This window comes from Bacillus sp. FSL R5-0416, from assembly GCF_037975425.1.
Classification (GTDB): Bacteria; Bacillota; Bacilli; order Bacillales; family Bacillaceae; genus Bacillus; species Bacillus subtilis.
Window position 1 is genome coordinate 1,119,818 of sequence record NZ_CP150252.1, and the last position, 25,286, is coordinate 1,145,103.

General features: G+C 46.0%; 24 protein-coding genes and 2 pseudogenes. 12 read left to right on the forward strand and 14 right to left on the reverse strand.

Translation table 11 applies throughout. The annotated features are described in order from the left end of the window. Positions 1-29 precede the first annotated feature (29 nt). From sbcD to hlpB, 3 genes are read left to right on the forward strand one after another with little or no spacing between them, the layout of a single operon-like run. Positions 30-1,205, forward strand: coding sequence for an exonuclease subunit SbcD (gene sbcD, locus NYE20_RS05805; protein ID WP_021479600.1), 1,176 nt, complete (start codon positions 30-32; stop codon positions 1,203-1,205). Then, entirely contained in the window at positions 1,202-4,594 is a 3,393-nt protein-coding gene (sbcC, locus tag NYE20_RS05810) for an exonuclease subunit SbcC (protein WP_161621473.1), read from the forward strand. Before sbcD ends, sbcC begins: the two co-directional genes overlap by 4 nt. Positions 4,595-4,607: 13 nt before the next feature. Further along, positions 4,608-4,910 (forward strand): HNH nuclease-like protein HlpB, encoded by a 303-nt coding sequence (hlpB, locus tag NYE20_RS05815; protein ID WP_015252406.1) that lies wholly within the window; start codon positions 4,608-4,610, stop codon positions 4,908-4,910. Between the two features lie 36 nt (positions 4,911-4,946). Here the strand turns inward: hlpB and NYE20_RS05820 are convergent, their stop codons facing one another. The 8 genes from NYE20_RS05820 to NYE20_RS05855 form a co-directional block, all read right to left on the reverse strand. Next, positions 4,947-5,165, reverse strand: a complete 219-nt coding sequence (locus tag NYE20_RS05820) for a spore germination protein (protein ID WP_003233096.1) — start codon at positions 5,163-5,165, stop codon at positions 4,947-4,949. A 31-nt stretch (positions 5,166-5,196) separates the two neighbouring features. Then, positions 5,197-5,598 carry a spore germination protein GerPE gene (locus NYE20_RS05825; protein WP_041851009.1) on the reverse strand — a complete coding sequence of 134 codons (402 nt, stop codon included), beginning with the start codon at positions 5,596-5,598 and terminating at the stop codon, positions 5,197-5,199. After that, positions 5,598-5,774 (reverse strand): spore germination protein GerPD, encoded by a 177-nt coding sequence (gene gerPD / locus NYE20_RS05830; RefSeq protein WP_021479597.1) that lies wholly within the window; start codon positions 5,772-5,774, stop codon positions 5,598-5,600. Before gerPD ends, NYE20_RS05825 begins: the two co-directional genes overlap by 1 nt. After that, a complete protein-coding gene (locus tag NYE20_RS05835; protein WP_014476381.1) occupies positions 5,771-6,388 on the reverse strand; it encodes a spore germination protein GerPC in 618 nt (205 codons plus the stop codon). The genes gerPD and NYE20_RS05835 overlap by 4 nt, the downstream gene beginning before the upstream one ends. Before the next feature lie 23 nt (positions 6,389-6,411). Then, on the reverse strand, positions 6,412-6,645 hold the full coding sequence (gene gerPB, locus NYE20_RS05840) for a spore germination protein GerPB (RefSeq protein ID WP_003233090.1): 234 nt from the start codon (positions 6,643-6,645) through the stop codon (positions 6,412-6,414). 14 nt (positions 6,646-6,659) lie between these two features. Beyond that, a complete protein-coding gene (locus NYE20_RS05845; RefSeq protein ID WP_003233088.1) occupies positions 6,660-6,881 on the reverse strand; it encodes a spore germination protein in 222 nt (73 codons plus the stop codon). Between the two features lie 421 nt (positions 6,882-7,302). After that, a complete protein-coding gene (gene yisI, locus NYE20_RS05850) occupies positions 7,303-7,473 on the reverse strand; it encodes an aspartyl-phosphate phosphatase YisI (RefSeq protein ID WP_003233086.1) in 171 nt (56 codons plus the stop codon). Between the two features lie 145 nt (positions 7,474-7,618). Then, on the reverse strand, positions 7,619-8,542 hold the full coding sequence (locus NYE20_RS05855) for a CotH kinase family protein (protein WP_161621474.1): 924 nt from the start codon (positions 8,540-8,542) through the stop codon (positions 7,619-7,621). A gap of 154 nt (positions 8,543-8,696) precedes the next feature. Here NYE20_RS05855 and NYE20_RS05860 point away from each other — a divergent pair, with 154 nt between their 5' ends. From NYE20_RS05860 to wprA, 3 genes are all read left to right on the forward strand, one after another. Next, positions 8,697-9,602, forward strand: a complete 906-nt coding sequence (locus tag NYE20_RS05860) for a fumarylacetoacetate hydrolase family protein (protein WP_003245441.1) — start codon at positions 8,697-8,699, stop codon at positions 9,600-9,602. Positions 9,603-9,717: 115 nt separating this feature from the next. Then, positions 9,718-10,074: a YisL family protein gene (locus NYE20_RS05865; protein WP_003244937.1), complete on the forward strand. Its 357-nt coding sequence runs from the start codon at positions 9,718-9,720 to the stop codon at positions 10,072-10,074. Positions 10,075-10,241: 167 nt separating this feature from the next. Continuing rightward, a complete protein-coding gene (wprA, locus tag NYE20_RS05870; protein ID WP_161621475.1) occupies positions 10,242-12,926 on the forward strand; it encodes a cell wall-associated protease WprA in 2,685 nt (894 codons plus the stop codon). A 30-nt stretch (positions 12,927-12,956) separates the two neighbouring features. Here the strand turns inward: wprA and NYE20_RS05875 are convergent, their stop codons facing one another. Continuing rightward, positions 12,957-13,538 (reverse strand): DUF2777 domain-containing protein, encoded by a 582-nt coding sequence (locus NYE20_RS05875; protein WP_161621476.1) that lies wholly within the window; start codon positions 13,536-13,538, stop codon positions 12,957-12,959. Positions 13,539-13,683: 145 nt separating this feature from the next. Between NYE20_RS05875 and asnB the strand changes: the two genes are divergently transcribed. Continuing rightward, positions 13,684-15,528 carry an asparagine synthase (glutamine-hydrolyzing) gene (asnB, locus tag NYE20_RS05880; protein ID WP_015715643.1) on the forward strand — a complete coding sequence of 615 codons (1,845 nt, stop codon included), beginning with the start codon at positions 13,684-13,686 and terminating at the stop codon, positions 15,526-15,528. Positions 15,529-15,656: 128 nt separating this feature from the next. On the opposite strand, the gene NYE20_RS05885 is transcribed toward asnB, so the two are convergent. Beyond that, positions 15,657-16,136: a DinB family protein gene (locus tag NYE20_RS05885; RefSeq protein WP_077670602.1), complete on the reverse strand. Its 480-nt coding sequence runs from the start codon at positions 16,134-16,136 to the stop codon at positions 15,657-15,659. A gap of 231 nt (positions 16,137-16,367) precedes the next feature. On the opposite strand from NYE20_RS05885, the pseudogene farP reads away from it, so the two are divergent. Next, positions 16,368-17,193, forward strand: a pseudogene (gene farP / locus NYE20_RS05890) (farnesyl diphosphate phosphatase). Positions 17,194-17,223: 30 nt separating this feature from the next. Here farP and NYE20_RS05895 read toward each other — a convergent pair. Next, positions 17,224-18,591, reverse strand: coding sequence for an MATE family efflux transporter (locus tag NYE20_RS05895; protein ID WP_014476390.1), 1,368 nt, complete (start codon positions 18,589-18,591; stop codon positions 17,224-17,226). Positions 18,592-18,714: 123 nt separating this feature from the next. On the opposite strand from NYE20_RS05895, the gene NYE20_RS05900 reads away from it, so the two are divergent. The 3 genes from NYE20_RS05900 to iolX all read left to right on the forward strand — a co-directional run bounded on the left by NYE20_RS05900 (position 18,715) and on the right by iolX (position 21,845). Next, a complete protein-coding gene (locus NYE20_RS05900) occupies positions 18,715-19,578 on the forward strand; it encodes an AraC family transcriptional regulator (RefSeq protein ID WP_003245539.1) in 864 nt (287 codons plus the stop codon). Positions 19,579-19,595: 17 nt separating this feature from the next. Continuing rightward, the gene (degA, locus tag NYE20_RS05905; protein WP_161621478.1) at positions 19,596-20,609 is read left to right on the forward strand and encodes a transcriptional regulator DegA; all 1,014 of its coding nucleotides are present in this window, start codon (positions 19,596-19,598) and stop codon (positions 20,607-20,609) included. Between the two features lie 207 nt (positions 20,610-20,816). Then, positions 20,817-21,845, forward strand: a complete 1,029-nt coding sequence (gene iolX, locus NYE20_RS05910) for a scyllo-inositol 2-dehydrogenase (protein ID WP_038829187.1) — start codon at positions 20,817-20,819, stop codon at positions 21,843-21,845. 49 nt (positions 21,846-21,894) lie between these two features. Here the strand turns inward: iolX and NYE20_RS05915 are convergent, their stop codons facing one another. Together NYE20_RS05915 and NYE20_RS05920 are read right to left on the reverse strand one after the other, a co-directional pair. Further along, positions 21,895-22,404 carry a DinB family protein gene (locus tag NYE20_RS05915; protein ID WP_032725371.1) on the reverse strand — a complete coding sequence of 170 codons (510 nt, stop codon included), beginning with the start codon at positions 22,402-22,404 and terminating at the stop codon, positions 21,895-21,897. 49 nt (positions 22,405-22,453) lie between these two features. Then, a pseudogene (locus NYE20_RS05920) lies at positions 22,454-23,115 on the reverse strand (LysE/ArgO family amino acid transporter). Positions 23,116-23,181: 66 nt separating this feature from the next. Here NYE20_RS05920 and NYE20_RS05925 point away from each other — a divergent pair. Then, complete coding sequence (locus NYE20_RS05925) at positions 23,182-24,636, forward strand: PLP-dependent aminotransferase family protein (RefSeq protein ID WP_125121299.1); 1,455 nt, start codon at positions 23,182-23,184, stop codon at positions 24,634-24,636. 7 nt (positions 24,637-24,643) lie between these two features. Here NYE20_RS05925 and NYE20_RS05930 read toward each other — a convergent pair whose 3' ends face one another. Beyond that, positions 24,644-25,282: a pentapeptide repeat-containing protein gene (locus tag NYE20_RS05930; protein WP_003233060.1), complete on the reverse strand. Its 639-nt coding sequence runs from the start codon at positions 25,280-25,282 to the stop codon at positions 24,644-24,646. Positions 25,283-25,286 lie beyond the last annotated feature (4 nt).

Here is a 25,286-nt window from a genome sequence, read left to right on the forward strand (position 1 = left end):
TTTTCTATATAAAAGAGAGGTGAAAGCATTTGCGGATTTTACATACGGCTGACTGGCATCTTGGAAAAACGCTTGAAGGAAGAAGCAGGCTGAGTGAACAGGCCGATGTGCTGGATGAAATAAATACGATTGTAAAGGATGAGCAGATCGATGCCATTGTAATGGCGGGGGATGCATTTGACACCGTAAACCCGCCAGCTTTAGCCGAGCAGCTGTTTTATGAAAGCCTGTCTGCGCTTAGCGACAGAGGAAAGCGCCCGATCGTAGTCATTGCCGGAAACCACGATAATCCTGACCGTTTGTCCGCCGCTTCACCGCTGACACATGAAAACGGCATTCATTTAATCGGTTATCCGACAACAGAGCCGATTCATATTGAAGTGCCTTCAGCAGGAGAGCTTTTGGCGGTTGGAGCACTGGCGTACCCATCTGAAGCGCGGTTAAATGAAGTGCTGTCCGATACGTTTGATGAAAAGCTGCTCCGTGATCACTATGATGTGAAAATCAGGCAGGCGTTTGAGCATATGACAAGCCGGTTCCGGAACGATGCAGTGAAGATTGCCGCCAGCCATATTTATGTGGCAGGCGGAAACCAAACCGATTCAGAGCGGCCGATTGAAGTCGGAGGTGCATACACGGTGGCTGCTGAAAGCCTGCCGGCAGATGCTGCTTACGTTGCGCTCGGCCATTTGCATCGACCGCAAACGATCAAGCGGGCGCGGACGCTTGCGCGTTATTCAGGATCTCCGCTCGCCTACAGCTTTTCTGAAGCGGGCTACGCTAAATCAGTGACGATTGTGGACGCAAAGCCTGGGGAAGAGGCCACTTGGCAAGAGGTGTTATTATCAAGCGGCAAGCCACTTGTGAAGTGGAAAGCGGCAAATGGATTAAGTGAGGTGTACAGCTGGCTGGATGAAGGCAGAGATCAGAATGCTTGGATTGACTTGGAAATCCGTGTCGCGGACCAGTTGTCACTTGAAGAGATTCACAGGCTGCGGAAGGCGCACCCGGGCTTTATCCATATCAGGCCGGTTTTTGAAGAACAGAACAAAGACCGGGAACGGATCGAGGTTAAACATGTCTCAATCGAGGACCGCTTTAAGAAATTTTATGAAAAACAAACTGGCGGTGCGGTGCCGGATGAAGAAATGGTGAAGCTGTTTTTAGAGCTTGCATCAGGCGTTGAAGAGGAGGATGCGAAATGAAGCCGATCGCCTTAAGCATTAAGGGGCTCCACAGCTTTAGAGAGGAGCAGACGATAGACTTTGAAGGCCTTTCCGGTGCTGGTGTTTTCGGCATTTTCGGCCCGACAGGAAGCGGTAAATCCTCTATTCTCGACGCAATGACGCTTGCTTTATACGGAAAGGTGGAACGGGCGGCGAATAATACGCACGGTATCTTAAACCAGGCGGAAGATACGCTGTCTGTTTCCTTTACCTTTGCGCTTCAGACGAATCACCAAATCTCATACAAAGTCGAGCGTGTGTTTAAGAGAACGGATGAAATGAAGGTAAAAACGGCACTTTGCCGCTTCATCGAAATCAAGGATGAGCATACGGTGCTGGCTGATAAAGCCAGCGAAGTGAATAAAAGAGTTGAGGAGCTCTTAGGGCTGACGATCGACGATTTTACGAGAGCGGTGGTGCTGCCCCAAGGGAAATTTGCTGAATTTCTGTCTTTAAAAGGGGCAGAGCGCAGGCATATGCTTCAGCGTTTATTTAATTTGGAGCAATATGGAGACAGGCTTGTGAAAAAGCTGAGACGGCAGGCGCAGGAAGCCAATGCGAGAAAAAATGAAATGCTTGCTGAACAGTCCGGTCTCGGTGAGGCGAGCTCAGAGGCAGTGGAGCAGGCTGAAAAGGCTCTCGAACAAGCTGAAGCCCGGCTGGAAGCGATGAGGAAGAACCGTGATCAGGCGAAGGAGCGGTTTACAGAGCATCAGGAGATATGGAATGTCCAAAAGGAAAAATCCGCTTATGAAGAAGAGGAAAAACGTCTCGCAGAAGAACAGCCGCATATAGACAGCATGCAAAAACGCCTGCTGGAAGCAGAAACAGCAGCAGCTCTTAAGCCCTATGCGGACCGGTACGCAGAAGCGATCCAGCATGAGGAGCAAGCTGAAAAGGAACAAACGCTAGCCCAAAAGGATTTAGCAGACCGGACAGCTTTCTTTCAGCAAAAACATGAAGAGTATGAAGCGTGGCGCCAGCATAAAAGCGAGAAAGAGCCTGAGCTTTTAACAGAGCAGGAACAGCTTTCACGCTTGCAGGAAATCGAAATCAAACTGAGTGAGGCCAAGCAAGAGGAAGAGCGCAAAAAGACTGAACTCCAGCAGAAAGAAGAGGCTCTTCAATCTGTCATGAATGAATTGGAGACGGTAACAGACCGCCTGACACGAGGGCAAAACAGACAGACAGAATTGAAACAGCAGCTCAAATCCCTGCAGGTGACATCCAATGAGCGAAAAAGCTGCCATCAGGCCGCAGAAATGGCATTGCGCATCAGACAAACCGAGGAGCAAATCAAAAAAGAGAAAAAACGAAGTGAAGAATTGAACCTCGTGCTGCAGAAGATGAATGAAGAGAAGAATACACTCGTTCAAAAGACGGAAGCGGAAGAACACAACATCATTCAGGCATATGAGGCTGTACAAACTGTGTACCATTTGGTGTGCGAAACGGAACGGTCATTAACACATATGACTGACCAGGCTAGAAAAAGACAACACGCGCTTCACTTACAGCGTGAAAAAGCAAGGGTGGCACTGCTGACAAAAGAGTTAGCCCAAAAGCTGACTGCCGGAAAGCCTTGTCCGGTTTGCGGTTCAACCGATCATGATCCATCTGCCTCAGTACATGAAACATATGAAGCCGACAGCCATCTTGAAGAGGACATTAAACAGACAGATGTATTATTGACGGAAGCTGCAGCTCTCAGCCAGGAGATTCTTTCAGCCAAAATTACGCTTGAAGAACAGTCCGCGCGCTTTATTGAACAGTGCCCGTTTTTGCAGACAATTCAAGCGCAGAACCTTGAAGCGGCAGCTTCCTTCGAACATCAGCCGGTGTATGAAGCATTTGAAACTGCCAAATTTGAATGGAAACGAATCAAGCAGGACATTCTTTCTGTTAAGACACGAATGGCACAAATAATTGGCGCCTATCAGGAGTCTTTAAAAAAGGCCGAGCAGCTTAATGAAAAAATCGGTTTTGAAAAAAGAGAAGCTGACCGTATTGAAAGCATCATCAGCGAGCTTCAATCCTCAATGGACAGCAGTCTGAACATGTTTAAAGAAGCATTTCAGAATCAATCTGTGGACGAAGCAGAAAAATGGCAGCAAGCCATTGAAGAAAAGGACCGGGCTGCAGAAGAATGTGAAAAACGAATTGAGAAGAGTATCGCGTTTCTTGCTGAGCATGAAGCACAAAAGGAAAAACTGCGGGAATTGGGACACCGGCTTGAGCGGGAAAAGCTGGAGCTTCATTATGCGGCTGAACGCATCAAGAGCGTGATAGCTGATTATGAGCACGAACTCGGAGATTATGCAAAAGGAGATTCGATTCAAATCAAACTCCGCTCTGTCCAGCAGGATCTAAAGCTGTTAAAGGAAAAAGAACAATCTTTATATGAAGAACTGCAAAGCGCCCAAATGAAGCTCAACCAGGCGAAAAGCCGCGCTTCGGCAAGCGAGCTCACTCTTCAAGAGGCGAAGGGCAGATTGGAAAAAGCAAAAGCTGCTTGGCTTGAGCATACAAAAAACACCTCCATTACCCGGACTGAGGAGGTTGAACAAAGTCTCATCCCAGCCGATGAACTTGAAAAGATGAAAACCGGCATAGACCAGTTTATGGATAAACTGAAGCAAAATGCTGCAAACTTAAAACGAGTAGCAGAGATACTTGCCGGCAGAGCATTATCAGAGAGCGAATGGAACGAAACCGTTGCAGCATTACAAGAAGCTGAGGACGCATTTGGCGCTGCTATAGAGGAAAAAGGCGCGGCCGCAAAAGCACTGGCTGTCATTCGCGACCATCATAAACGGTTTAATGAAATTGAAGCTGAACTGAAAAAATGGCAGACGCATATCGACAGGCTGGATAAGCTGCAAGCTGTGTTTAAAGGCAATACCTTCGTCGAATTTTTAGCTGAGGAGCAGCTTGAAAGCGTTGCGAGGGACGCCTCAGCAAGACTCAGTATGCTGACAAGACAGCGCTATGCCATCGAAGTAGATTCAGAAGGCGGCTTCGTGATGCGGGATGACGCGAATGGAGGCGTAAGACGCCCGGTTTCCAGTTTGTCTGGAGGAGAGACCTTCCTCACCTCGCTTTCACTTGCTCTTGCGCTGTCTGCGCAGATCCAGCTTCGCGGGGAATACCCGCTTCAGTTCTTTTTCTTAGACGAAGGCTTCGGCACACTGGATCAAGATCTGCTTGATACGGTTGTAACGGCCTTGGAAAAACTTCAGTCAGACAATCTGGCTGTCGGTGTCATCAGCCATGTGCAGGAACTGCGTGCACGGCTTCCGAAAAAGCTGATTGTCCATCCGGCTGAACCGAGCGGCCGCGGTACGCGGGTATCACTTGAGTTGATGTAAGGGAGGAGCGGATATGGCAAAGCAGACTGCCGGAATATGTGAGCTGTGCGGCCGGAGCAATGTCCAGCTGACAGAGCATCATCTCACACCGAAAGAGGAAGGCGGAACGTTTTTGCCGACAGCGATGCTCTGTATTCCTTGTCATAAACAGATTCATGCCTTATATACCAATCAAGAGCTCGCTGTACGTTTAAACGGAATGGCTGAACTCAGAAGCGATCCAGAGCTTGCCCGGTTTGTCAAATGGATCAGAAAACAGCCGCCTGAGAAGCTGATCAAAACTAAGAAATCAAATGAACGAAAAAAGAAAAAATGACTAAAAAGCAGCCCTCTCTTTGCAGAGCGGCTGCTTTTATCCGTTTCCAACCATATCCTGATCGTTGACATCGGGGTCTATATAATTTGTCGCGTTGACTGCATTATTTAATAGAAGGAAATCTCCCGTGTTTCCTGCTCCCGAACCGAGCGCAGATTTTGAAGAGCTTTTCGGAGAAAGGTAAAAGGAATCACCAAAGTTTACGACTCCGCCCGATATGGAATTGATAGCTATAGGCCCGACAATTGCTGGCATAAACGACACCCTTTATCGAAGTCTCTGTTTATTATATGTTCTTGGCGGGCGATTGTGAGCGCGGAGACTGAATCTGTCTGATATGTTTGATTCTCGCATCACCGCGGATAAGCGAAGCTGAACCAGCATGTAAAACAGAAGAGGCGGACACCCCTTGAATTTTGATGCTGCGAACATAAATAGCCGGCACCTCGTGGCAAAATGCGCTTTGTACACCTGTTTCGCGAATCGGCTTCACTGCCTGCTGCTGAAAGATTTGGTACTCCTTTTTGTTAAATGAGCCTTCATTATTGTAAAACGTGGACAGAGAACGCTGAACAGCAAATACTTTTACACTCATATCGATTTCATTTGTGTCGCCAACTTGAAACACACTTGCGATCCCGAGGGAATTACACTTAACTAGTCTGATGCGTGATATGCGTTTAAGCATTATTCTGGCGTAATCGGAGCAAACGGCCCGATAATAAGAGATTCAGGCGGTGTATCAAAAATAGAAGACAGGTAGATGGATTCAGTGTCTCCGATGTGGAAAACGGAGGAACTGGACACACCGTTCATCCGGATGTCCCCGACTTCCAAGCTGCGGTTGATGACTGTAAAGATCATGCTTGCTCATCTCCTTTCATTTCTGATGGAATATGCTCCAGAAAGTGTTCTACAGCGCGGATGACATCACGCTTCACATGCTCAGCGATATGTTCTGCATATTGTGCAGGCGGTGTATTTTCTTCTTTTTTGATATGGGACATATAATAGTGAATCCGGCTGTCCATTTGTTTTCTGATGTCTTCAATAACATGATGTCTGTTTGTATCGTCAAGTCTGCTGTCATATTGGTTTTCAAGCTGTTCCAAAATATCTGGGATTTCTTCGGTTAAGTACATGTCGACATTCTGGCGGATCTGCTGCATGAGCTGAGCGCTCTCTTCCTGCTGCATCATCCCGATTTGCGGTGTCGACTGGCTGACTTCAAAGTTTTGGACGCTGTTCGGGTCAGTCGGATTTAAGCCGATATTCAAAGTCCCGTCGAGCCTTTCAATTTTCAGCTGATCAAATTTATACTCCACACGCTCAATGGTAGTGGCCGGCCGCTGTTTCATCGTATTCATTTCAGTTTGAATCTCTTTCAGCTGACGTTCGAGCTGCTGAATGTGAATCGCCTGCTGCTGAACGAAGGAATTCAAGTTTTGCAGGTAAGAGGAAACAGATTGATCATACATGTTCTTTCACCTCTTTCATATGATTAACGGCCAGGAGGCTGGAGCGGGACCAATGAACCTGTGTCGGGCTCCTGCAGCTGGAGCGGTTGCCCTGAGCCAGAAACTTCTGGTGCCGGTTCTACATAACTCCCTGTATTATACAAATTTGACAGAGACTTGATTGATCCGGCGCTCCCGATTTGCAGAATGGAGGAGTTGCTGATTGATTCCAGCCGGAGATAGTTGATTTGAATGGTTTGATTAATATAGAAGTTCATGAGCCTCACTCCTTTTACGCATTGGCCACGATCGGCTGATCAACCGCATCATTGTCATACACATTCGTCGCGTTTTGATAATTCATCACCTTGAGGCTGTCGCCGGTATTAAAGCTGCCAGCACCGGCAAACGTTCTGACCTGAGCCTGAGGAGAAATCGTAATGCAGTCCCCGATGTGAACGACTCCGCTCGTACCAATCGCATTAATTTTAAACGCTCCGACAATGGCCGGCATACGAGCACATCCTTTGTTGAAAAATTGAAAAAAGACAGGTAAAGTGAAATGACAATTCTGATTTCAATTGGGCTATTCACGATAGCTTATGACAAACGCACATATGTGTGAGAGAAATTTAAAGGGGATATATCGGCTTTTGATGAAAGCGTTTTATTTTTTGGGCCGTTATGTTTAAACATGGTAAAAGAGGATGTTGGGTATAAATTGAGCGGAAATGCGGCGAAGGATGCCGCTATCCGCCTATGGTGATTTTTGTTTATTTCTTTGGTGTTTTTGCGTGTAGAATGCTTTTTGGAGTATGTCGTGCTGCGGTATTCGATTTTTGGGCGGGCACATTCTCGCCCTGAGGTATATCTCAGAAGTGCTGAGCAAAAATCGGAGTTACATGTGGTGTATTCTAATTGTTATAGAAAATGATTTACATACGGGAGTTTTCAAGATATCTCCCAAAAATCATTTCTTCTTTAATCCGGGTATTCAGCAGGATATCCAGCTCTTGGCTGCATTGAATCGTTTCTTTTGAATTCATGCCGTATTTTTGTGCGGTTTCAATTAGTGTGATCCTCATTTCTTCAATTTTACTGTTCATTACGCTATCTCCAATTCTAGATTTTATTTTGATATAAATACAGGATATCGTTAGTATAACCTATTTTGGCTCAAAAGGTTGCCTTTCGTCAATTTGACTAAAAAAGCGACAATTTTTGCTGCGGCCTTTTTTAATGGAGAAAGGACTAAAGTCTTGCTAAGTGTGCTTGCAAAAAGTCCTGCCGTTCCTCCATTTCTCTAAGTATGTTGGTCTGCTCCTTTTCGATTTGAAAGGGGCTTTTTTTGATAAAAGGATCATCAGCAGCACTTTGACAAATGTCAAGGTGCCATTCGTTGATGAGAGGAGATAATCGTTCAATAGTAAACGACCGCTTCAGCACGTTTTTCATTAAGGTGTGATATTGCGACCTGAAGGCGGGAATGGATAGAAGCCTTGACGAAAGCGTCTTTCCTTTTGTCAGAAGCGGGTCTTCTTCATACCATTCTTGTACGGCAAGCGATCTTGTCTCCATCGGGGAAACGTAAAGCCGACCGGATTCGTTTAAACAAAATGTGCAGTAAAAGCCTTGATTGGTGCAGGTGTTGCCGATCAGCCACAAAAAAAACAGCTTGACATCCAGATACAATTTAATCCTTTCAGCCAATTCGTCATCTCCGGCTGTGCGGATCAGTATGAAAAATTCATGTAAGAATGCCGAGGAATCATTGTTAAAAAGGGACAATGGAACCCTTGGATCGGCCGTCTTCACTCCGTAACTCCTTTTACCGGCTGGCTGATGGTTCTTGATGTTCAAATAAATGCCTTCAGGCTGGCCATTGATGGTCAGAAAGCTGTACGAGGCAACGGGAGCAGGTACGCCGATCTGGTCAAAAAAACAATAGGCGAGTCTGCGCCGCATCAGGGACGGATCATCCTGTTCTGCATTCAAAAAAAGTGTCCTTTCACCAAGCAGAGACTTTTCCCAGCTGATTTCATAGGATGCCTTTTCCGCTCTGTCACGCTGTGTGAGAAGAATGGGAGAAACAGATCGATCTGTTACGAAAAGCCCCTTGGCTGTACCTTTCCTTTTCAGCTGCTCCCGATGAAAAAATAAATGCACGCGCTCCATATTCTTTCCTCCTTCTCAAAACGACATTTGTATGATATGTAGAGCAAGCCCGTCCTGAAACGAAATGAAAACGGAATTGAGAAAAAGGGATTTCAGCATTCGACAGAGAATACATGAAGGAGCATTCTGATTTAAAAGATGATGGAGGAATAACATGAAATTTGCGACAGGGGAACTTTACAACCGAATGTTTGTCGGCCTGATCATTGACGATGAGAAAATTATGGATTTGCAGAAGGCTGAAAAAAAACTGTTTGAACTTGAGACGATTCCGGGATCGCTGATTGAATGTATCGCAGAAGGGGATAAATTCGTTGCGCATGCAAGGCAGCTGGCCGAGTGGGCAAAGAAACCGAATGATGAGCTGGGATCATTTATGTATTCATTATCTGAGGTGAAGCTCCATGCACCCATTCCGAAGCCATCAAAAAATATCATCTGCATCGGCAAAAACTACCGGGATCACGCGATTGAAATGGGGAGCGAGGCTGATATTCCGGAGCATCCGATGGTATTTACAAAATCGCCGGTAACGGTTACGGGGCATGGTGATATCGTAAAGAGCCATGAAGAGGTTACCTCTCAGCTTGATTATGAGGGAGAACTTGCTGTCGTGATCGGAAAAAGCGGGACTCGCATTTCAAAAGAAGATGCATATGACCATGTTTTCGGATATACGATTGTGAATGATATCACGGCGCGTGATCTGCAAAAAAGGCATAAGCAGTTTTTTATCGGAAAAAGCTTGGATACGACATGTCCGATGGGGCCCGTGCTTGTACATAAATCATCTATTCAGGAGCCAGAGCGCCTCAAGGTTGAAACAAGAGTCAACGGCGAGCTGCGCCAATCCGGTTCGGCAAGCGATATGATCTTTTCCATTCCGGAATTAATTGAAACCCTCTCAAAGGGGATGACGCTTGAAGCGGGCGACATTATTGCCACCGGTACGCCGTCTGGTGTCGGCAAGGGGTTTACGCCTCCAAAATTCTTGCGGTCAGGTGACAAAATTGATATTACAATTGATCCGATCGGAACGCTGTCAAACCAAATTGGCTGAATAAAACTGGAGGGCGGACCCGGACCCGCCCGTTTTTTCTGATAATCATCTTTGTGACAGAGGACAAGTTCATGGTACTATAAGTGGGGTAATTTATCTGATAGGGGGAACATATATGACACACCTACATATTACGACATGGGTGGTAGCGCTGATTCTGCTTTTCGTCAGCTACTCGCTGTATTCGTCAGGAAGTGCAAAGGGCGCAAAAATCACTCATATGATTCTGCGGTTATTCTATATCCTTATTATTTTGACAGGAGCTGAGCTGTTTGTCCGTTTCGCCAACTGGAACGGAGAATACGCCGGCAAAATGATTCTGGGCATTATCACCATCGGCCTGATGGAAATGCTCCTCATCCGCAAGAAAAAAGAAAAATCAACAGGAGGCCTGTGGGTCGGCTTCGTCATTGTCCTTTTGCTGACAGTGCTGCTCGGTCTGCATTTGCCAATTGGTTTTCAATTGTTTTAATAGAAAAACCTATGAACCCGGCTCTTTGATAGAGCTGGGTTTTTTTATATTTATCCCCTCATATTCCAAATCATTTAAAATAACCTTAAAATTCCCTGTAAGCGGTATCTCGTCCTATGAAATTATGATACCTTCAAGGAGATTCATTATTTTGCAGGAGGGATAACATGAAACGCAGAAAATTCAGCTCGGTTGTGGCGGCAGTGCTTATTTTTGCACTGATTTTCAGCCTTTTTTCTCCGGGAACCAAAGCTGCAGCGGCCGGCGCGATCGATCAGGCGGCTGCTCTGGAAAACGGCAAAGAGCAGACAGGCGCCATGAAGGAGCCGGAACAGGTGAAATGGTACAAAGTGACCCCGGGAGCAACGGATATTCAGAAAAACTCACATATGGCACTGACCGTAAAGAGTGATTCAGTACTGAATGTATCTGTATATCCAAGTAAGGAAAAAGCGCTTAAAGATGAGACGTTTGAGATGTACCGTTCTTTCACAGCGGAGGATGGAAAAAGCGAAGTCATCTTTCCATACGCGTGGAGCGGCCCTTACTATGTAAAAGTTGAATACCTCGGAGAAGAAGAGCCAGAGGACGACGGAACGGCAGAAGCAGCTGCAGAAGCCAAGTATACGATTGGGTATAAAGGCACCAAAAAACAGCCGTCAGATTTAGAAGAGGAAGAAGCTTGTCCGGTTGAAATGAGTGTCGATCAGAAGAAATCAGGAAAAGGCATACTGGATAAGCTGAGAGCGATTCGTGATGAGCAGCTGAGCCAAACAGCAGAAGGCAAAGAACTGACAAGCCTTTATTACAAAGCAGCACCGTTTATCGTTGCAAAGCTCGCACTCAATAAAACAGCAAGAAATGAAATCTATCAGGATCTTGTGACATTAAAGCCGTTATTTGACGATGTGTCAGAAAACGGAGCATCATCTTCGTATAAGGTAACTGAAAAAGATCAAAAAGCGATCAACCGGCTATATGATAAAGCTTTGCAATCAGTCCCGTCTTTCCTTAAAGAGGAGATAAAGAAACAAGCGGACCGACTAAATATGAAGCAGCTGCAAGGCAAAACAGCCGGAGCCATTTTAACAGAAAACAATATTGCAGCAAAAAGTGAAGTTCAGACAACAAAGGTTATTTTCAAGGTGAAGGACAATAAAAGCCTCTCATCCGTACATAATGAAATGAAGGGCTTTTCTGCAAGCGCGCAATCGAAAAAAGACATATCCAATGTGAAAAAGGCAAAGAAACTGTTTGACAATCTGTATTCATTTGAACTTCCGAAAGACGAGAAACAGAACGGCGCATATACGGCAAGCGCCAAAAGGGTCAAAAGCGCTGCTGCGACACTATCCAAGATGTCCAATGTAGAGTTTGCGGAACCCGTACAGGAATACAAAAGCTTGGCAAACGATATTCAGTACCCTTATCAATGGCCGCTTAAAAACAACGGTGAAAACGGCGGTGTCAAAAATGCGGATGTGAAATATGAGCCTGCCAACACATTGCTGTCCAAACGCAAGCTTAACGATACACTCATTGCAGTAGTAGACACAGGCGTAGACAGCACGCTTGCCGATTTAAAAGGAAAAGTAAGAACAGATCTCGGACACAATTTTGTCGGACGGAATAACAATGCAATGGATGATCAGGGGCATGGGACGCATGTCGCAGGCATTATTGCGGCCCAAAGCGATAACGGCTATTCAATGACTGGATTGAATGCCAAAGCAAAAATCATCCCTGTAAAAGTGCTTGATTCCGCAGGTTCCGGAGATACTGAACAAATTGCTCTCGGCATCAAATATGCTGCTGACAAAGGAGCAAAGGTGATTAATTTAAGTTTAGGCGGAGGCTACAGCCGCGTGCTTGAATTTGCTTTGAAGTACGCAGCTGACAAAAATGTCTTGATTGCCGCAGCCAGCGGGAATGATGGAGAAAATGCCTTATCTTATCCTGCGTCTTCTAAATATGTGATGTCAGTCGGCGCAACGAACCGCATGGATATGACCGCTGATTTCTCTAACTATGGAAAAGGTCTGGACATCTCTGCTCCAGGGTCTGATATCCCGAGCTTAGTGCCGAACGGAAATGTCACGTACATGAGCGGAACGTCTATGGCGACGCCGTATGCTGCCGCTGCTGCAGGATTGCTGTTTGCTCAAAATCCTAAGCTGAAAAGAACAGAAGTTGAGGATATGTTGAAAAAGACGGCAGATGATATTTCCTTTGAAAGTGTCGATGGCGGAGAAGAAGAGTTGTATGACGATTATGGCGATCCGATTGAAATTCCGAAGACACCTGGTGTAGACTGGCATTCAGGCTACGGGCGGCTGAACGTCATGAAGGCTGTCAGCGCAGCTGATTTACAGCTTAAGGTCAACAAGCTGGAAAGCACTCAAACAGCTGTCAGAGGAAACGCGAAGGAAGGCACACTTATCGAGGTGATGAACGGCAAAAAGAAACTCGGCAGCGCCAAAGCCGGAAAAGACAATGCGTTCAAGGTTAATATCGCGACTCAAAAACAGGATCAAGTACTGTATGTGAAAGCAACAAAAGGTGATGCGAAAACATCGTATAAAGTTGTCGTCATCAAAGGAAAACCTTCCGGCACACCGAAAGTAAACGCGGTGAAAACGAAGGATACGGCAGTAAAAGGGAAGGCAAACAGCAAAGCGATGATCAGAGTGAAAAACAAATCAAAGAAAGTCATTGCTTCTGCCAAAGCTGACGCAAAAGGAACGTTTTCGTTGAAAATCAAAAAACAAAAAGCCGGAACGGTGCTGTACGTCACGGCTGCGGATACAGATAAAAAAGAAAGCAAGGAAGCAAAAGTTGTTGTTGAAAAGTAACCAAAAAGCGGTGCTCGATGCACCGCTTTTTTATTTGCGCCCCCGTTGGACTGCTGAATACATAATGGATCGCTTTCCGTTTGAAGCCGTCCATTCAAAACGGTCTCCTGTCCCTTCGCTGCTGTAGTGATGCTGCATCGCGCATTGTGCGGTGTCATTTGAAAAGTGATAAAAGGACACACCCTGCCCCGCCGAAGTATTCGAAAGGACTCCTTTATTATAAGAAAAGACGCAATCGAATACGGATAAGCCGAAGCTGTGCAAGTGCTGCAGAAATGCGAGAAAGGTTTCGTCGTCAAGCGAATCCAAAAGCGCCATAAGCGGCCGCTTGACTGATTTCTCATAGCGGATGCGTTCTCCCCCAGAAAGGGAGATGTTTTCTTCACCGCATGCCAGAACCAATTGATCCTGGAAGCCGGCTTGCTCCCACTTTCCTTTATGATGGACCCAGATTGGGCTGTGTTGGAGAGTGTCCGCCAAAAGTATATCACCTTCTCCGTTTTCGATTAAACAGATGCCGTCTTCGATGAGGATGGTGCCGTATTCCCATTTTCGTTCCTCTGTATATATCAATTGTTTCCGTTTCATGCATGCTGTCTCCTTTTTCTTCATTCCTCTCTTTTCTTTCCAATTCAAGCCTGTCCCATACAACTCTTTTATGGACAAATCAACTATCTGCCTATAGATGCATAAACTTACTAAGGTGCTGAAAGAAACGAAATTGTTACGACAGAAACGGGATTGGAGCTGATATCACATGTGTGGAATTACGGGTTGGGTCGATTTTAAAAAGCAGCTCGTCCAGGAAAAACAAACGATGGACAGAATGACAGACACTCTTTCCAAACGTGGGCCTGATGATTCAAACGTTTGGGGGGAGCACCATGTTTTATTCGGACATAAAAGACTTGCGGTTGTTGATATTGAAGGCGGACGCCAGCCGATGGCGTGTACCTATAAAGGGGATACGTACACCATTATTTACAATGGCGAGCTTTATAACACGGAAGATTTGCGCAAAGAATTGCGGGCGCGGGGCCATCAATTCGAACGTACGTCAGATACCGAGGTGCTTCTGCACAGCTACATCGAATGGCAGGAAGACTGTGTCGACCATCTCAATGGCATATTCGCTTTCGCTGTGTGGGATGAAAAGCGTAATCTGCTGTTTGCCGCGAGAGACCGTCTCGGCGTAAAGCCGTTTTTTTACACGAAGGAAGGCTCTTCATTTCTCTTCGGGTCGGAAATCAAAGCAATCCTCGCGCACCCTGATATAAAAGCGCGAGTGGACAGAACGGGACTTTCTGAAATTTTCGGGCTTGGACCGTCCAGAACCCCGGGCACTGGCATATTTAAAGGCATAAAAGAAATCCGCCCGGCTCACGCGCTGACATTTTCCAAAGACGGACTTAATATTTGGCGTTATTGGAATGTTGAAAGCGAAAAACATACGGACAGTTTTGATGACACGGTTGCCAATGTCAGATCGTTATTTCAGGACGCGGTGACGCGGCAGCTTGTGTCGGATGTGCCTGTTTGTACGTTCCTATCAGGCGGTCTGGACTCAAGCGCGATTACAGCGATTGCGGCGGGCCATTTTGAAAAGGAAGGAAAAGCACCGCTTCATACTTATTCGATTGATTACGAAGAGAACGATAAATATTTTCAAGCAAGCGCATTTCAGCCGAATGATGACGGACCATGGATTGAAAAAATGACAGAGACTTTCGGCACGACGCACCACAAATGCGTCATCAGCCAAAAAGATCTCGTTGATCATTTGGAGGAAGCTGTACTGGTCAAAGACTTGCCGGGAATGGCGGATGTCGACTCATCCCTGCTGTGGTTTTGCCGGGAAATCAAAAAGGACTTTGTCGTCAGCCTATCGGGAGAGTGCGCGGATGAGATTTTCGGCGGGTACCCGTGGTTCCATACGGCAGATGTTGAGTCTGGCTTTCCATGGATGAGATCAACGGAGGAGCGGATCAAGCTGCTTTCTGATTCATGGCAGAAAAAATTGAATCTGAAAGAATACGTAAATGCCAAATATGAAGAAACCTTGGCAGAAACGCCATTATTAGATGGTGAAACGGGTGTGGATAAAGCAAGAAGACAGCTGTTCTATTTAAATATGCTTTGGTTTATGACGAACCTTTTGGATCGGAAGGATCGCATGAGCATGGGGGCGAGCCTGGAAGTGCGGGTGCCGTTCGCCGATCACCGGCTTGTGGAATATGTTTGGAATATTCCGTGGGAAATGAAAATGCATGATAATCGGGAAAAAGGCATTTTACGCAAAGCGCTTGAAGGTATTTTGCCTGATGACATTCTGTATCGCAAAAAAAGCCCGTATCCGAAAACACATCATCCGGAATATACAAAAGGCGTCAGCGAATGGCTGAAAACGATCAGAAGCCAAAAGGACTCCGTGCTCCATACCTTGCTGGACAGAAAACAATTAGATCAGCTTTTAGAAACGGAAGGCTCCTCCTTCAAGGTGCCGTGGTTCGGACAGCTCATGAAGGGGCCTCAGCTGATCGCCCATCTTGCTCAAATTCATACATGGTTTGAAGCGTATCGCATTGATATTGACGAGAGGTAGGTTCAATGCAAATGTGATTAAAATCCAGAGATGTATAGATTTAAATAAGAAGGATAGATGAGCAGGGAAATATATGCTCTATCTATCCTTTTTTGTACAACGCACTATCGAATTGCCCCCGCATTCCTTCAATAAGAATGAATAGGTTTTAATGTTCTGCCGATAAAACTAGCTGATACCGGGCTTAACTTTAATTCCCTAGCCCATACAGAAAGTTGACCAATATGGTGAATTTCGTGAGCGATGATATGGTGTAATATTTCATCTCGCGTATATAAAACACCTGTCTCCCAAGGAACGCTTACAAGTTCATCTTTTATTTGATCTGAATGTGTTTGTAAAACATCAATTATTTCAGTTCGGAATGTATTTGAGAGAGATTTCACTTTATTGAGTGTTTGATAATCAGCGAACTGAACAGCGATATCTTCTTTTCCTTGGATAGCACGAATCCAACTATATTCCACATCAATAATATGAAAAAGGGTATATAAAATATTCTCTACTCCGCCAAGACGGTTATTAAGTAATTCTTCAGTGGTTAGTTGATGACACCAAGTAAACCATTGATCTCTAACCTGCCAGTTATATTCAAAAAATTTTATCACTGAACTCACTCCAATACTATCATGTATCATAACAATTAGCCCTTTTTTCCGTGATTCCTCTATTATTGAAGTGATGATTGAGAAATGTTTACATTCTACCTGTTGTATGGCATTAAAAATAATAATGTATATCTCGTCGATGATGCTGTACGTCTTGTTACTTTTACAAAGTAAGAATCGGCATTTTCTTCATATACAATTAGGAAAAAACATACTAGACTTGAAGAAGCAGTGATACATAGGAGTGAGAAAAATGAAAGAGATAAAAGAAGCTTACCAGCAATGCGGACAGATTGTTGGCGAATACGCGCCAGCCTGTTTCAAAGCATTATCATATCTCCCGCTAAAGCAAAGACAAGCCTCTTGGGCAGTATTGTCGTTTTGCCACACGGTGGCCAGTGCAGACGAAAAGGTATTGCCCGCATTTGAAGCTAAAGCTGATCATGTTTACCAAAGGACAAATAACGGTAATCAACATCTATGGAAGGCTTTTGATCATGCGTATCGGACCTTTACATTGGAAAGCGAACCTTTTCGGGAGTTTATTGCCGCACAAAAAGAAGACGCCAAGCCGTATGATGACCTTGATGAACTGCTCATGTACGCATATCGGACGGGCGGTTCTGCCGGATTGATGCTGCTGCCGATACTGACACGCCGAAAACAAGATCAGCTCAAACAAGCAGCCGTCTCTCTCGGCTTGGCCATACAGCTGGTTCGCTTCTTAAGTGATCTTGGCACAGATCAGCAAAAAATCCGCATTCCCCGTCAGGTAATGCAGCAATTCGGCTATACAGAGGCTGACCTCCAAAAAGGCACCGTAAATAAAGCGTTCACAATGACGTGGGAGTATATCGCTTTTGAAGCAGAAGCCTACCTTGAAGAGTGTCAGGATGCCTTGCCGCTATTTCCGCAGTATTCTCAAAAAACGGTGAAAGCCGCTCTTCATTTGTACCGGGCTGTTTTAGAAAAAATCCGGGCGAAGCAGCACGATGTATTTCAACATCACTTCGCTCTCACAGAGACCGAAGTGAAGCAGATTCTCTCTGATATCTAAAAAAACACCCGGCCTTGATTGAGCCGGGTGTTATGCCATACCTTTTTGAATCCAAATACGTGAGCGCCATCTTCTGTACATTAAGATTCCCCGGACCCATTCATCCGCGATAAAAGAAATCCAAATGCCGGCAAGACCGAAACCGAGATGGATGCCGAAAAGATAAGCAAGCGGGAGGCCGATGCCCCACATTGAAATCATTGCCATGTAAACCGGGAATTTCGCATCCCCCGCAGCCCGCAGAGAGTTAATGATAATGACATTAAACGAGCGGCCTGGTTCAAGAATAATGGTCATGGCAATCAATAGGCTTGCAGTTGCTATAATGTCAGGGCTTTGTGTGAAGAGTCCGATCAGGTCTTTTGAAAAGATCGTCATCAAAACAGAGGTAGCCGCAGCAATTCCGAGTGCCCAATATAAGCTCTTCATGCAGCGCTCATAAGCGGCATCAAATTGTTTGCCGCCGATATAACGGCCGATTAAGATTTGTGTACCCTGGCTGATCGCAGTGCCGAACAGCAAAATAAACATCGTAATATTTTGCGTATACACTTTTGTTGTCAACGCCTGCGCGCCCATGATGGCGATAAAATACGTGACAATCATTTGCGACAGGTTGTATGAAAGCTGCTCTCCCGCAGAAGGAATGCCGATTTTCAGCAGCTTGCGCAAATGCTCTTTATGCATATGAAAGACTTTTTTCAGCGACATCTTCAGCTGGATGCGTTTGTTGACAATCACAATCATCGCGATTAATCCGATGACGCGGGCGATAGATGTGGACATGGCCACACCGGCAACGCCGAGGACAGGAAAGCCGAACAAACCGAAAATCACAACAAAGTTTCCGGCAATGTTTAAAATGTTCATGCCGATAGTGACAAACATTGTATCTTTTGTGTAGCCGTAGCTTTTTAAGATCGCGCTGAATGTCATGATTAAAGCCTGAATAAAGGACAGACCTCCGACAACTTGTAAAAAGACTTTCGCATCAGGCATCAGTGCGTTTGATAATCCCATCATATGAAGCAGAGGGACAGCCGCGAAAAAGACGACGGCGCTGATGGCCAGGCTGATGAAGAAGTTGGCGCCGATTGACACATAAGCGACTTCCATGGCTTCTTTCTTTTGCCGTGAGCCTAGAAATTGTGAAATGATAACGGTCGTTCCTGTTGCGATAAAGCTGAACATCACGATAATTAAATTTAAAATCTGGTTGCTGACGCCGACTGCTGCCACGCTGTTATCCGAGTATTGGCTGAGCATCAGTGTATCGGCATTACCCATAAACATATATAATGAGACCTCAATAAAGATCGGCCAAGTAAGCGAAAATAATGAGAACGTTTTGTCAGCGGGTTTTTTCAAAGCAGTTGATTTGAAGACAGCTTGTTTCATAGTGTCTAACCCCTTTCGTAAATAAAATCAACGTTTTAAAGTGTACCTCCATTTCCTTATAATAAAAAGGGATAGAAACGATACTTCTTGTAAAAATCCGACTTAAAAAGGAGGATGATTCAAATGCCTCGCATCCTGTTTACAGTCCCGCCTTTTCCGGTATTTATCGCAGCTGGGGAAGGGGTTTTTAAAAAAGGAGAAACCCATGTGAAACGTGTATTCTCCGTGTTTGATCTGATATATGTCAAACAGGGAACGTTATATATAACGGAAAATGAAACATCGTTTTCTGTTGAAGGCGGCGAGTACATCTTGCTTTCTCCCGGTCTTGAACACTACGGGACGAAGGGCAGTGATGAAGCAACCTCCTACTATTGGCTTCACTTCGATGAACATCGATATGAATTTACGGCAAAGGGAGGCAGCAACTGGTCTGAGCTTCAGCAGGAAAAAGGGAGCTTCGAAGAGCCGGCCCGCTACGGATTGGCCTTGCCGAGAAAAGGCAAGGTGCAGCGCCCGCAGTTTATGGCGCAGCAGTTTGAAAAGCTGATCGATTACTCCGCGGAAAACTCTGATTTGCCGCTCAGAAAGCAAATTTTATTTGAGGAGCTGATGCTGCATCTTCAAAAAGAAGCGTTCCAAATACCGTCTGCGAAAGAGCGGGTAGCCTGGGAGGCGGCCCGGTATTTACAGGAGCACTATAAGGAAAAGACGACAATCAAGGATCTGTCGCTCGCCCTTCACTATCATCAGGATTATGTGAGCCGCTGCATGCAGCAGGTGCTCGGCGTAACTCCGGCACAATACACGAACCGGGTGAGAATGACGGAAGCGAAGCGTCTTTTATCCTCTACAAATGATAAAATGGGCGTTATTGCGGAAACGGTCGGAATGGAAGATCCGACATACTTTTCAAAACTCTTTAAGCAGATAGAAGGCATTTCACCAATTGAATACCGGAAAATCGTCAGCCGGAAAGTTCAATAACCAGACGAGGGATGAACATGAAAACAACAATTTACGATGTGGCAAAGGCGGCGGGTGTCTCGATCACAACTGTGTCCCGTGTGATAAACAATACGGGGAGAATCAGCGATAAAACACGGCAGAAGGTCATGAATGTCATGAATGAAATGGCATACACGCCCAATGTCCACGCCGCGGCGTTAACGGGAAAACGAACGAATATGATTGCTCTCGTGGCGCCTGATATTTCAAATCCGTTTTACGGCGAACTGGCCAAAAGCATTGAGGAAAGAGCGGATGAGCTCGGTTTTCAAATGTTGATTTGCAGCACCGATTACGATCCAAAAAAAGAAACAAAGTATTTTTCTGTGCTGAAACAGAAAAAGGTGGATGGCATTATTTTTGCAACAGGGATTGAAAGCCATGACAGTATGTCTGCTTTGGAGGAAATCGCCAGTGAACAAATTCCGATTGCCATGATTTCTCAGGATAAGCCGCTTCTTCCGATGGATATTGTTGTGATAGATGACGTTCGTGGCGGATATGAGGCTGCCAAGCATCTTCTGTCACTCGGCCACACGAACATCGCCTGTATTATCGGAGACGGGTCAACGACAGGCGAAAAAAATAGAATCAAAGGCTTCCGTCAGGCGATGGAGGAAGCGGGCGTGCCCATTGATGAATCACTTATCATCCAGACGAGATTTTCCCTGGAAAGCGGCAAGGAAGAAGCGGGAAAATTGCTCGACAGGAACGCTCCGACTGCTATTTTTGCCTTCAACGACGTATTGGCTTGTGCCGCTATACAAGCTGCGAGAATAAGAGGCATAAAAGTGCCGGATGATCTTTCTATCATTGGTTTTGATAATACGATACTCGCAGAAATGGCGGCTCCGCCCCTGACAACCATAGCCCAGCCGATAAAAGAGATGGGGCGGAGCGTCATCGAACTGCTGGCAGAAGCAATAGAGGGAAAACGAAAGGCGAAACAAAAAATAGTGCTCCCGCCTGAACTTGTAGTCAGACATTCTACATCACCGCTCAACACATGAGCCCGCTAATGAGCGGGTTTTTTCATTAGGACAGTTGAAGCCAAAAAACATATTGCGTGTAAACCAAAGGCAGTGTAAAATGAAACCATCTTTTGAGAAAGCGCTTGCGCAAAATGGCAGAGCGGATAGAACCGCTGTTTTTTTAGCTGTTAAGAGAAAGCGCTTTCTCAAAGCGAGCCTGAAATGAGATAAAGGAGAGGATGGGACGTGGAACATCAAGTAAGATGTGCAGTATTGGGATTAGGAAGGCTCGGTTATTATCATGCGAAAAATCTCGTCACCAGTGTGCCGGGGGCAAAGCTGGTTAGTGTCGGTGATCCGTTAAAAGGGAGAGCGGAGCAGGTTGCCAGAGAACTCGGTATCAAAAAATGGTCAGAGGACCCGTATGAAGTGTTAGAAGATCCCGGCATTGACGCTGTCATTATCGTAACGCCGACAAGCACACATGGTGATATGATCATCAAAGCAGCTGAGAACGGCAAACAGATCTTCGTTGAAAAACCGCTGACATTAAGCCTTGAGGAATCAAGAGCAGTTTCTGAAAAAGTGAAAGAGACAGGTGTCATCTGCCAAGTCGGCTTTATGAGACGGTTCGATCCAGCATACGCAGATGCCAAACGGCGGATCGACGCTGGAGAAATCGGCAAACCTATCTATTATAAAGGCTTTACGCGCGACCAAGGCGCGCCTCCCGCAGAATTTATCAAACACAGCGGTGGAATTTTTATTGACTGTTCCATCCATGACTATGATATTGCCCGTTATTTGCTAGGGGCGGAAATCACTTCTGTTTCAGGCCACGGCAGGATTCTGAACAATCCGTTTATGGAGCAGTATGGCGATGTGGATCAGGCGCTGACGTATATTGAATTTGACTCCGGCGCAGCGGGGGACGTCGAGGCAAGCAGAACCTCTCCATACGGACATGACATCCGGGCGGAGGTGATCGGGACAGAGGGCAGTATTTTCATAGGGACATTGAGAAATCAACATGTGACCATCCTATCGGCTAAAGGGAGCAGTTTTGATATCATTCCAGACTTTCAAACTCGTTTTCATGAAGCCTACTGCTTGGAGCTTCAGCATTTCGCCGAGTGTGTCCGGAATGGAAAAACACCGATTGTGACTGATATTGATGCGACGATCAATTTAGAAGTGGGTATCGCCGCAACCAATTCCTTTCGAAGCGGCAGGCCGGTACAGCTAGATGTGAAGCGCGCTTATACAGGTATGTAAAAGCTAATATGTTGCATTTGAGGCTTTCCGCAAAAAAAGCAAGGACATTTTAGCCCTTGCTTTCTCTTTTCTCATATAAATAGTACATATAATCAGTAGGTACGCCTAAATGGCCCAGCTGTCTCAGCATGGCGGTTACGTTCCCTCTGTGGTAAGTGCCGTGATTGACGACATGCAGGATGGTGTCTGCATAGGTTGATTCCAGTGTACCTAGTTTCGGATGCTGCATTGTGAAGGTCTGTTCTAAGTCCGTCTGGCGGCTGAAGAAATCATGATACTGTGACTCCAGCTCGGCAGCGTGCTGTTTAATCGCTGCCATATTACCTTGCGCGGACTCTAATTTGCCTGCGCTGTCTATAATCTCTTGGTAGGCCACTCCCGAAAGAACATTCAGCCAAATGTAGTCAGCCCTGCACATATGAAGCAGCACGTCGCTGACAGAAGGAAATACGCTCTTTACTTCTTGATAGGCAGTTCCCTCCGGCAGGTTTTCGATATGGTTAAATATTTTCTTGTTTGCCCATGAATGATAGTCATAAAACTGTTTTGCATCAGTCATCAGCATGCCTCCTTTTCTAAGAAATTCGTTGTTTTCATTCGTTTCTCCTTCAATTGTAAAAGAGTGACACCCCAAAATATCCTGCCGCTGCCCACATTACCGCTGCAGAGCATTTGTTTACGATCACCATTAGCCTGCCGCTCGTATCTATCGTCTGAAACAACCGGCCCGCTATTGCAAGGCTGATAAACCAAATCCAAGACACAGCGATGCAGGCGGCCATAAAGAGCCATTTCTCAAGCCCCGAATATTGAAGAGAGCTCGTGCCGATGACGCCGATCGTGTCCAGAATGGCATGCGGGTTTAAAAGAGAAACAGCGGCCGCAAATGCAACTTGCTTTTTTGGTGTGAACGTATGTTTCTCATTTTGGCTTGTGTTCGGACGGCTGTTCCAAGTCACCCAGCCCATATAGAGCAAAAATAAAAATCCGCCGGCCATCATGACTGTCTCAAACACAGGCAGCTCCTGCACAATGACAGACACGCCCGCAACGGCTAATACGATTAACAGGGTATCGCAGACTGAAGCACTGATGACAGCTGGGAGAGCCCGCCAAATATGCTTTTGCCACGCGCCTTGCTGAAAAATAAACACATTCTGCACTCCCAGCGGCAAAATTAAGCCAAACGCGAGCACAATTCCGTGAATGATTGCATTCATGCTGAAAAAGCTCCCTTCACATTTTTTTCAATCATAAGAGAGATTGTCACTAAAGTCTCCAGCCATTTGGTTGGGTTAGGAACCAGCCAAATGTATAATGTGTAAAAAAGGGGGGCATGACCTTGTCGCAATGGCAGCCAAGCCGAAAGTCGGATGTTCCGCTGCATCGGCAGATCGAACAATATATGAAAGACAAGATTCTTCACGGAGAGTGGGCTGTAGGGACGAAAATCCCCTCACAGAGAACGCTGGCCGGCATGTTTCAAGTCAACCGCAGCACAGTCACAGCAGCCATAGATGAACTCACGTCTCAAGGCTTGTTAGAGGGAAGAAGAGGCGGCGGTACGAAGGTTGTAAACAGTACTTGGAGCGTGCTGGCGGCTGAGCCTCCGCTTGATTGGAGCGATTACGTCCGTTCGGGCATTCATCGCGCCAATTCTTCCATCATTCAAGCTATTAATCAGAACGAACCAAGAGCGGATATCATCAGATTAGGGACTGGAGAACTTTCACCGGATCTTGTGCCTGCTGACACAATTGGACGGATGTTTCAGCAAATCAATCCGGGCGTCCTGTCTTTAGGATATGAGCAGCCGAAAGGAAACCGTAAACTGCGGGAGGCAGTGGCCGACCATTTAAAAGGAAAGAAGATCCATGTGTCACCGGCTGCAATTTTAATTGTGTCCGGTGCACTTCAGGCACTTCAGCTCATCTCAATTGGACTTTTAAAACGAGATTCTGTCATTTTGACGGAGAAGCCGTCCTACCTTCAATCCTTGCATGTATTTCAATCAGCTGGGATGCGGCTTCGCGGCTTGCCGATGGATGATGAAGGGGTCAAAGCGGGGCTTGTTTCTTCTAATCGAAAACAATATGGAGGACAGCTGCTTTACACGATTCCGTCGTTTCATAATCCGACAGGCACAGTCATGTCAGAGCAGCGAAGGAAAGAGATCATCAGCCTGTCAAAAAAAGAGCAGATGCCCATCATTGAGGATGATGCGTACGGTGATTTATGGTTTGAAGAAAAACCTCCGCAGCCGTTGAAAGCAATGGATCATGAGGGCAATATTCTGTATCTGGGCACGTTTTCAAAAACGGTTAGCCCCGGTCTGCGAATCGGCTGGCTTGCCGGTCCGGAGCCGGTTATTGAAAGGTTGGCGGACATTAAAATGCAGACAGACTACGGATCAAGCGGCCTGTCCCAGTGGGCGGCTGCCGAGTGGCTGTCACAGGGGTATTATGAAGAGCATCTGACTTGGGTACGCAGGAAGCTTAAAGAAAGGAGAGACGCCGCCGTTCATTTTCTCGAGCGGTATGCCGGGGACATTGCCACGTGGCGGATTCCCGCAGGCGGCTTTTATATTTGGGTGACATTTCACAAAAACCTGCCTGTCAGCCGTTTCTTTTATGGATTGCTGAAACGGCAGGTGCTTGTGAATCCCGGCTACATTTATGACGGTGAAGACCGAAACAGCATCAGGCTGTCATATTCCTATGCATCTCTTGGAGATTTGGAAACTGGCATTAAAGCGGCAGCTGAAACAGCACGCCGCCTGATGATGTCCTAGGCTTTGGTTATACGATGACAGCTCCCAGTGCCCTGGCGAAGGCAATCGCGTGCTCAGGTGCGATTTTGCAGCCTTTCAATTTGTCGAGGGAGACATGAAGCTGTTCAAAACGGCACGTGCTGATGTCCATGTTTTGAAGGGACGTGCCGGTAAAGCTGGCGCCTTCCAATTCGCATCCGTCAAAGTGTGTCTGCTGGAGCACCGTATCGCTGCATTCACTTTGCATAAGAGCACAGTGATCAAATCGAACTTGTTTCATATTTGAATACGAAAATGAGCTGAAATGTCCGTGGCATTCCTCGAATGAAACATTCCGCAGCGTTGCTTCCGCCACATTCATTCCAACCATTTTTGACTGCTTAACTGAAGTTCTGTGAATGACAGCCCCGCTGAAATCGGCGTTTGATAAATCGCACTTTTCAAAGATCACATCGGTCAGTTCAATATGCCGAAAAGACACATCGATAAAGACGACATTTCTGAATACCGTTTTTTCAACACAGAGTCTTTCGATATCTTCGCCGCAGATGGTACAATCTTCAAACAAATGCATGCTGATTACATCATCCTGCGTCACGGCATCATGAAAATCTGCGGTTTGCAGGTTTTCTGGTATGTTTGGTTTTTGAATTGCGATTTTATTCATGTGA

What these genes read in the sequence shown, in the direction of transcription:
- NYE20_RS05825 (WP_041851009.1), bottom strand. Translation starts at nt 5,598, where the DNA reads ATGCTTAAACGCATATCACGCATCAGACTAGTTAAGTGTAATTCCCTC.
- yisI (WP_003233086.1), bottom strand. Translation starts at nt 7,473, where the DNA reads ATGAACAGTAAAATTGAAGAAATGAGGATCACACTAATTGAAACCGCA.
- asnB (WP_015715643.1), top strand. Translation starts at nt 13,684, where the DNA reads ATGTGTGGAATTACGGGTTGGGTCGATTTTAAAAAGCAGCTCGTCCAG.
- NYE20_RS05875 (WP_161621476.1), bottom strand. Translation starts at nt 13,538, where the DNA reads ATGAAGAAAAAGGAGACAGCATGCATGAAACGGAAACAATTGATATAT.
- NYE20_RS05900 (WP_003245539.1), top strand. Translation starts at nt 18,715, where the DNA reads ATGCCTCGCATCCTGTTTACAGTCCCGCCTTTTCCGGTATTTATCGCA.
- gerPD (WP_021479597.1), bottom strand. Translation starts at nt 5,774, where the DNA reads ATGATCTTTACAGTCATCAACCGCAGCTTGGAAGTCGGGGACATCCGG.
- sbcC (WP_161621473.1), top strand. Translation starts at nt 1,202, where the DNA reads ATGAAGCCGATCGCCTTAAGCATTAAGGGGCTCCACAGCTTTAGAGAG.
- hlpB (WP_015252406.1), top strand. Translation starts at nt 4,608, where the DNA reads ATGGCAAAGCAGACTGCCGGAATATGTGAGCTGTGCGGCCGGAGCAAT.
- NYE20_RS05925 (WP_125121299.1), top strand. Translation starts at nt 23,182, where the DNA reads ATGACCTTGTCGCAATGGCAGCCAAGCCGAAAGTCGGATGTTCCGCTG.
- NYE20_RS05820 (WP_003233096.1), bottom strand. Translation starts at nt 5,165, where the DNA reads ATGCCAGCAATTGTCGGGCCTATAGCTATCAATTCCATATCGGGCGGA.
- NYE20_RS05860 (WP_003245441.1), top strand. Translation starts at nt 8,697, where the DNA reads ATGAAATTTGCGACAGGGGAACTTTACAACCGAATGTTTGTCGGCCTG.
- NYE20_RS05865 (WP_003244937.1), top strand. Translation starts at nt 9,718, where the DNA reads ATGACACACCTACATATTACGACATGGGTGGTAGCGCTGATTCTGCTT.
- NYE20_RS05895 (WP_014476390.1), bottom strand. Translation starts at nt 18,591, where the DNA reads ATGAAACAAGCTGTCTTCAAATCAACTGCTTTGAAAAAACCCGCTGAC.
- NYE20_RS05855 (WP_161621474.1), bottom strand. Translation starts at nt 8,542, where the DNA reads ATGGAGCGCGTGCATTTATTTTTTCATCGGGAGCAGCTGAAAAGGAAA.
- degA (WP_161621478.1), top strand. Translation starts at nt 19,596, where the DNA reads ATGAAAACAACAATTTACGATGTGGCAAAGGCGGCGGGTGTCTCGATC.
- NYE20_RS05930 (WP_003233060.1), bottom strand. Translation starts at nt 25,282, where the DNA reads ATGAATAAAATCGCAATTCAAAAACCAAACATACCAGAAAACCTGCAA.
- NYE20_RS05915 (WP_032725371.1), bottom strand. Translation starts at nt 22,404, where the DNA reads ATGACTGATGCAAAACAGTTTTATGACTATCATTCATGGGCAAACAAG.
- wprA (WP_161621475.1), top strand. Translation starts at nt 10,242, where the DNA reads ATGAAACGCAGAAAATTCAGCTCGGTTGTGGCGGCAGTGCTTATTTTT.
- NYE20_RS05845 (WP_003233088.1), bottom strand. Translation starts at nt 6,881, where the DNA reads ATGCCGGCCATTGTCGGAGCGTTTAAAATTAATGCGATTGGTACGAGC.
- gerPB (WP_003233090.1), bottom strand. Translation starts at nt 6,645, where the DNA reads ATGAACTTCTATATTAATCAAACCATTCAAATCAACTATCTCCGGCTG.
- NYE20_RS05835 (WP_014476381.1), bottom strand. Translation starts at nt 6,388, where the DNA reads ATGTATGATCAATCTGTTTCCTCTTACCTGCAAAACTTGAATTCCTTC.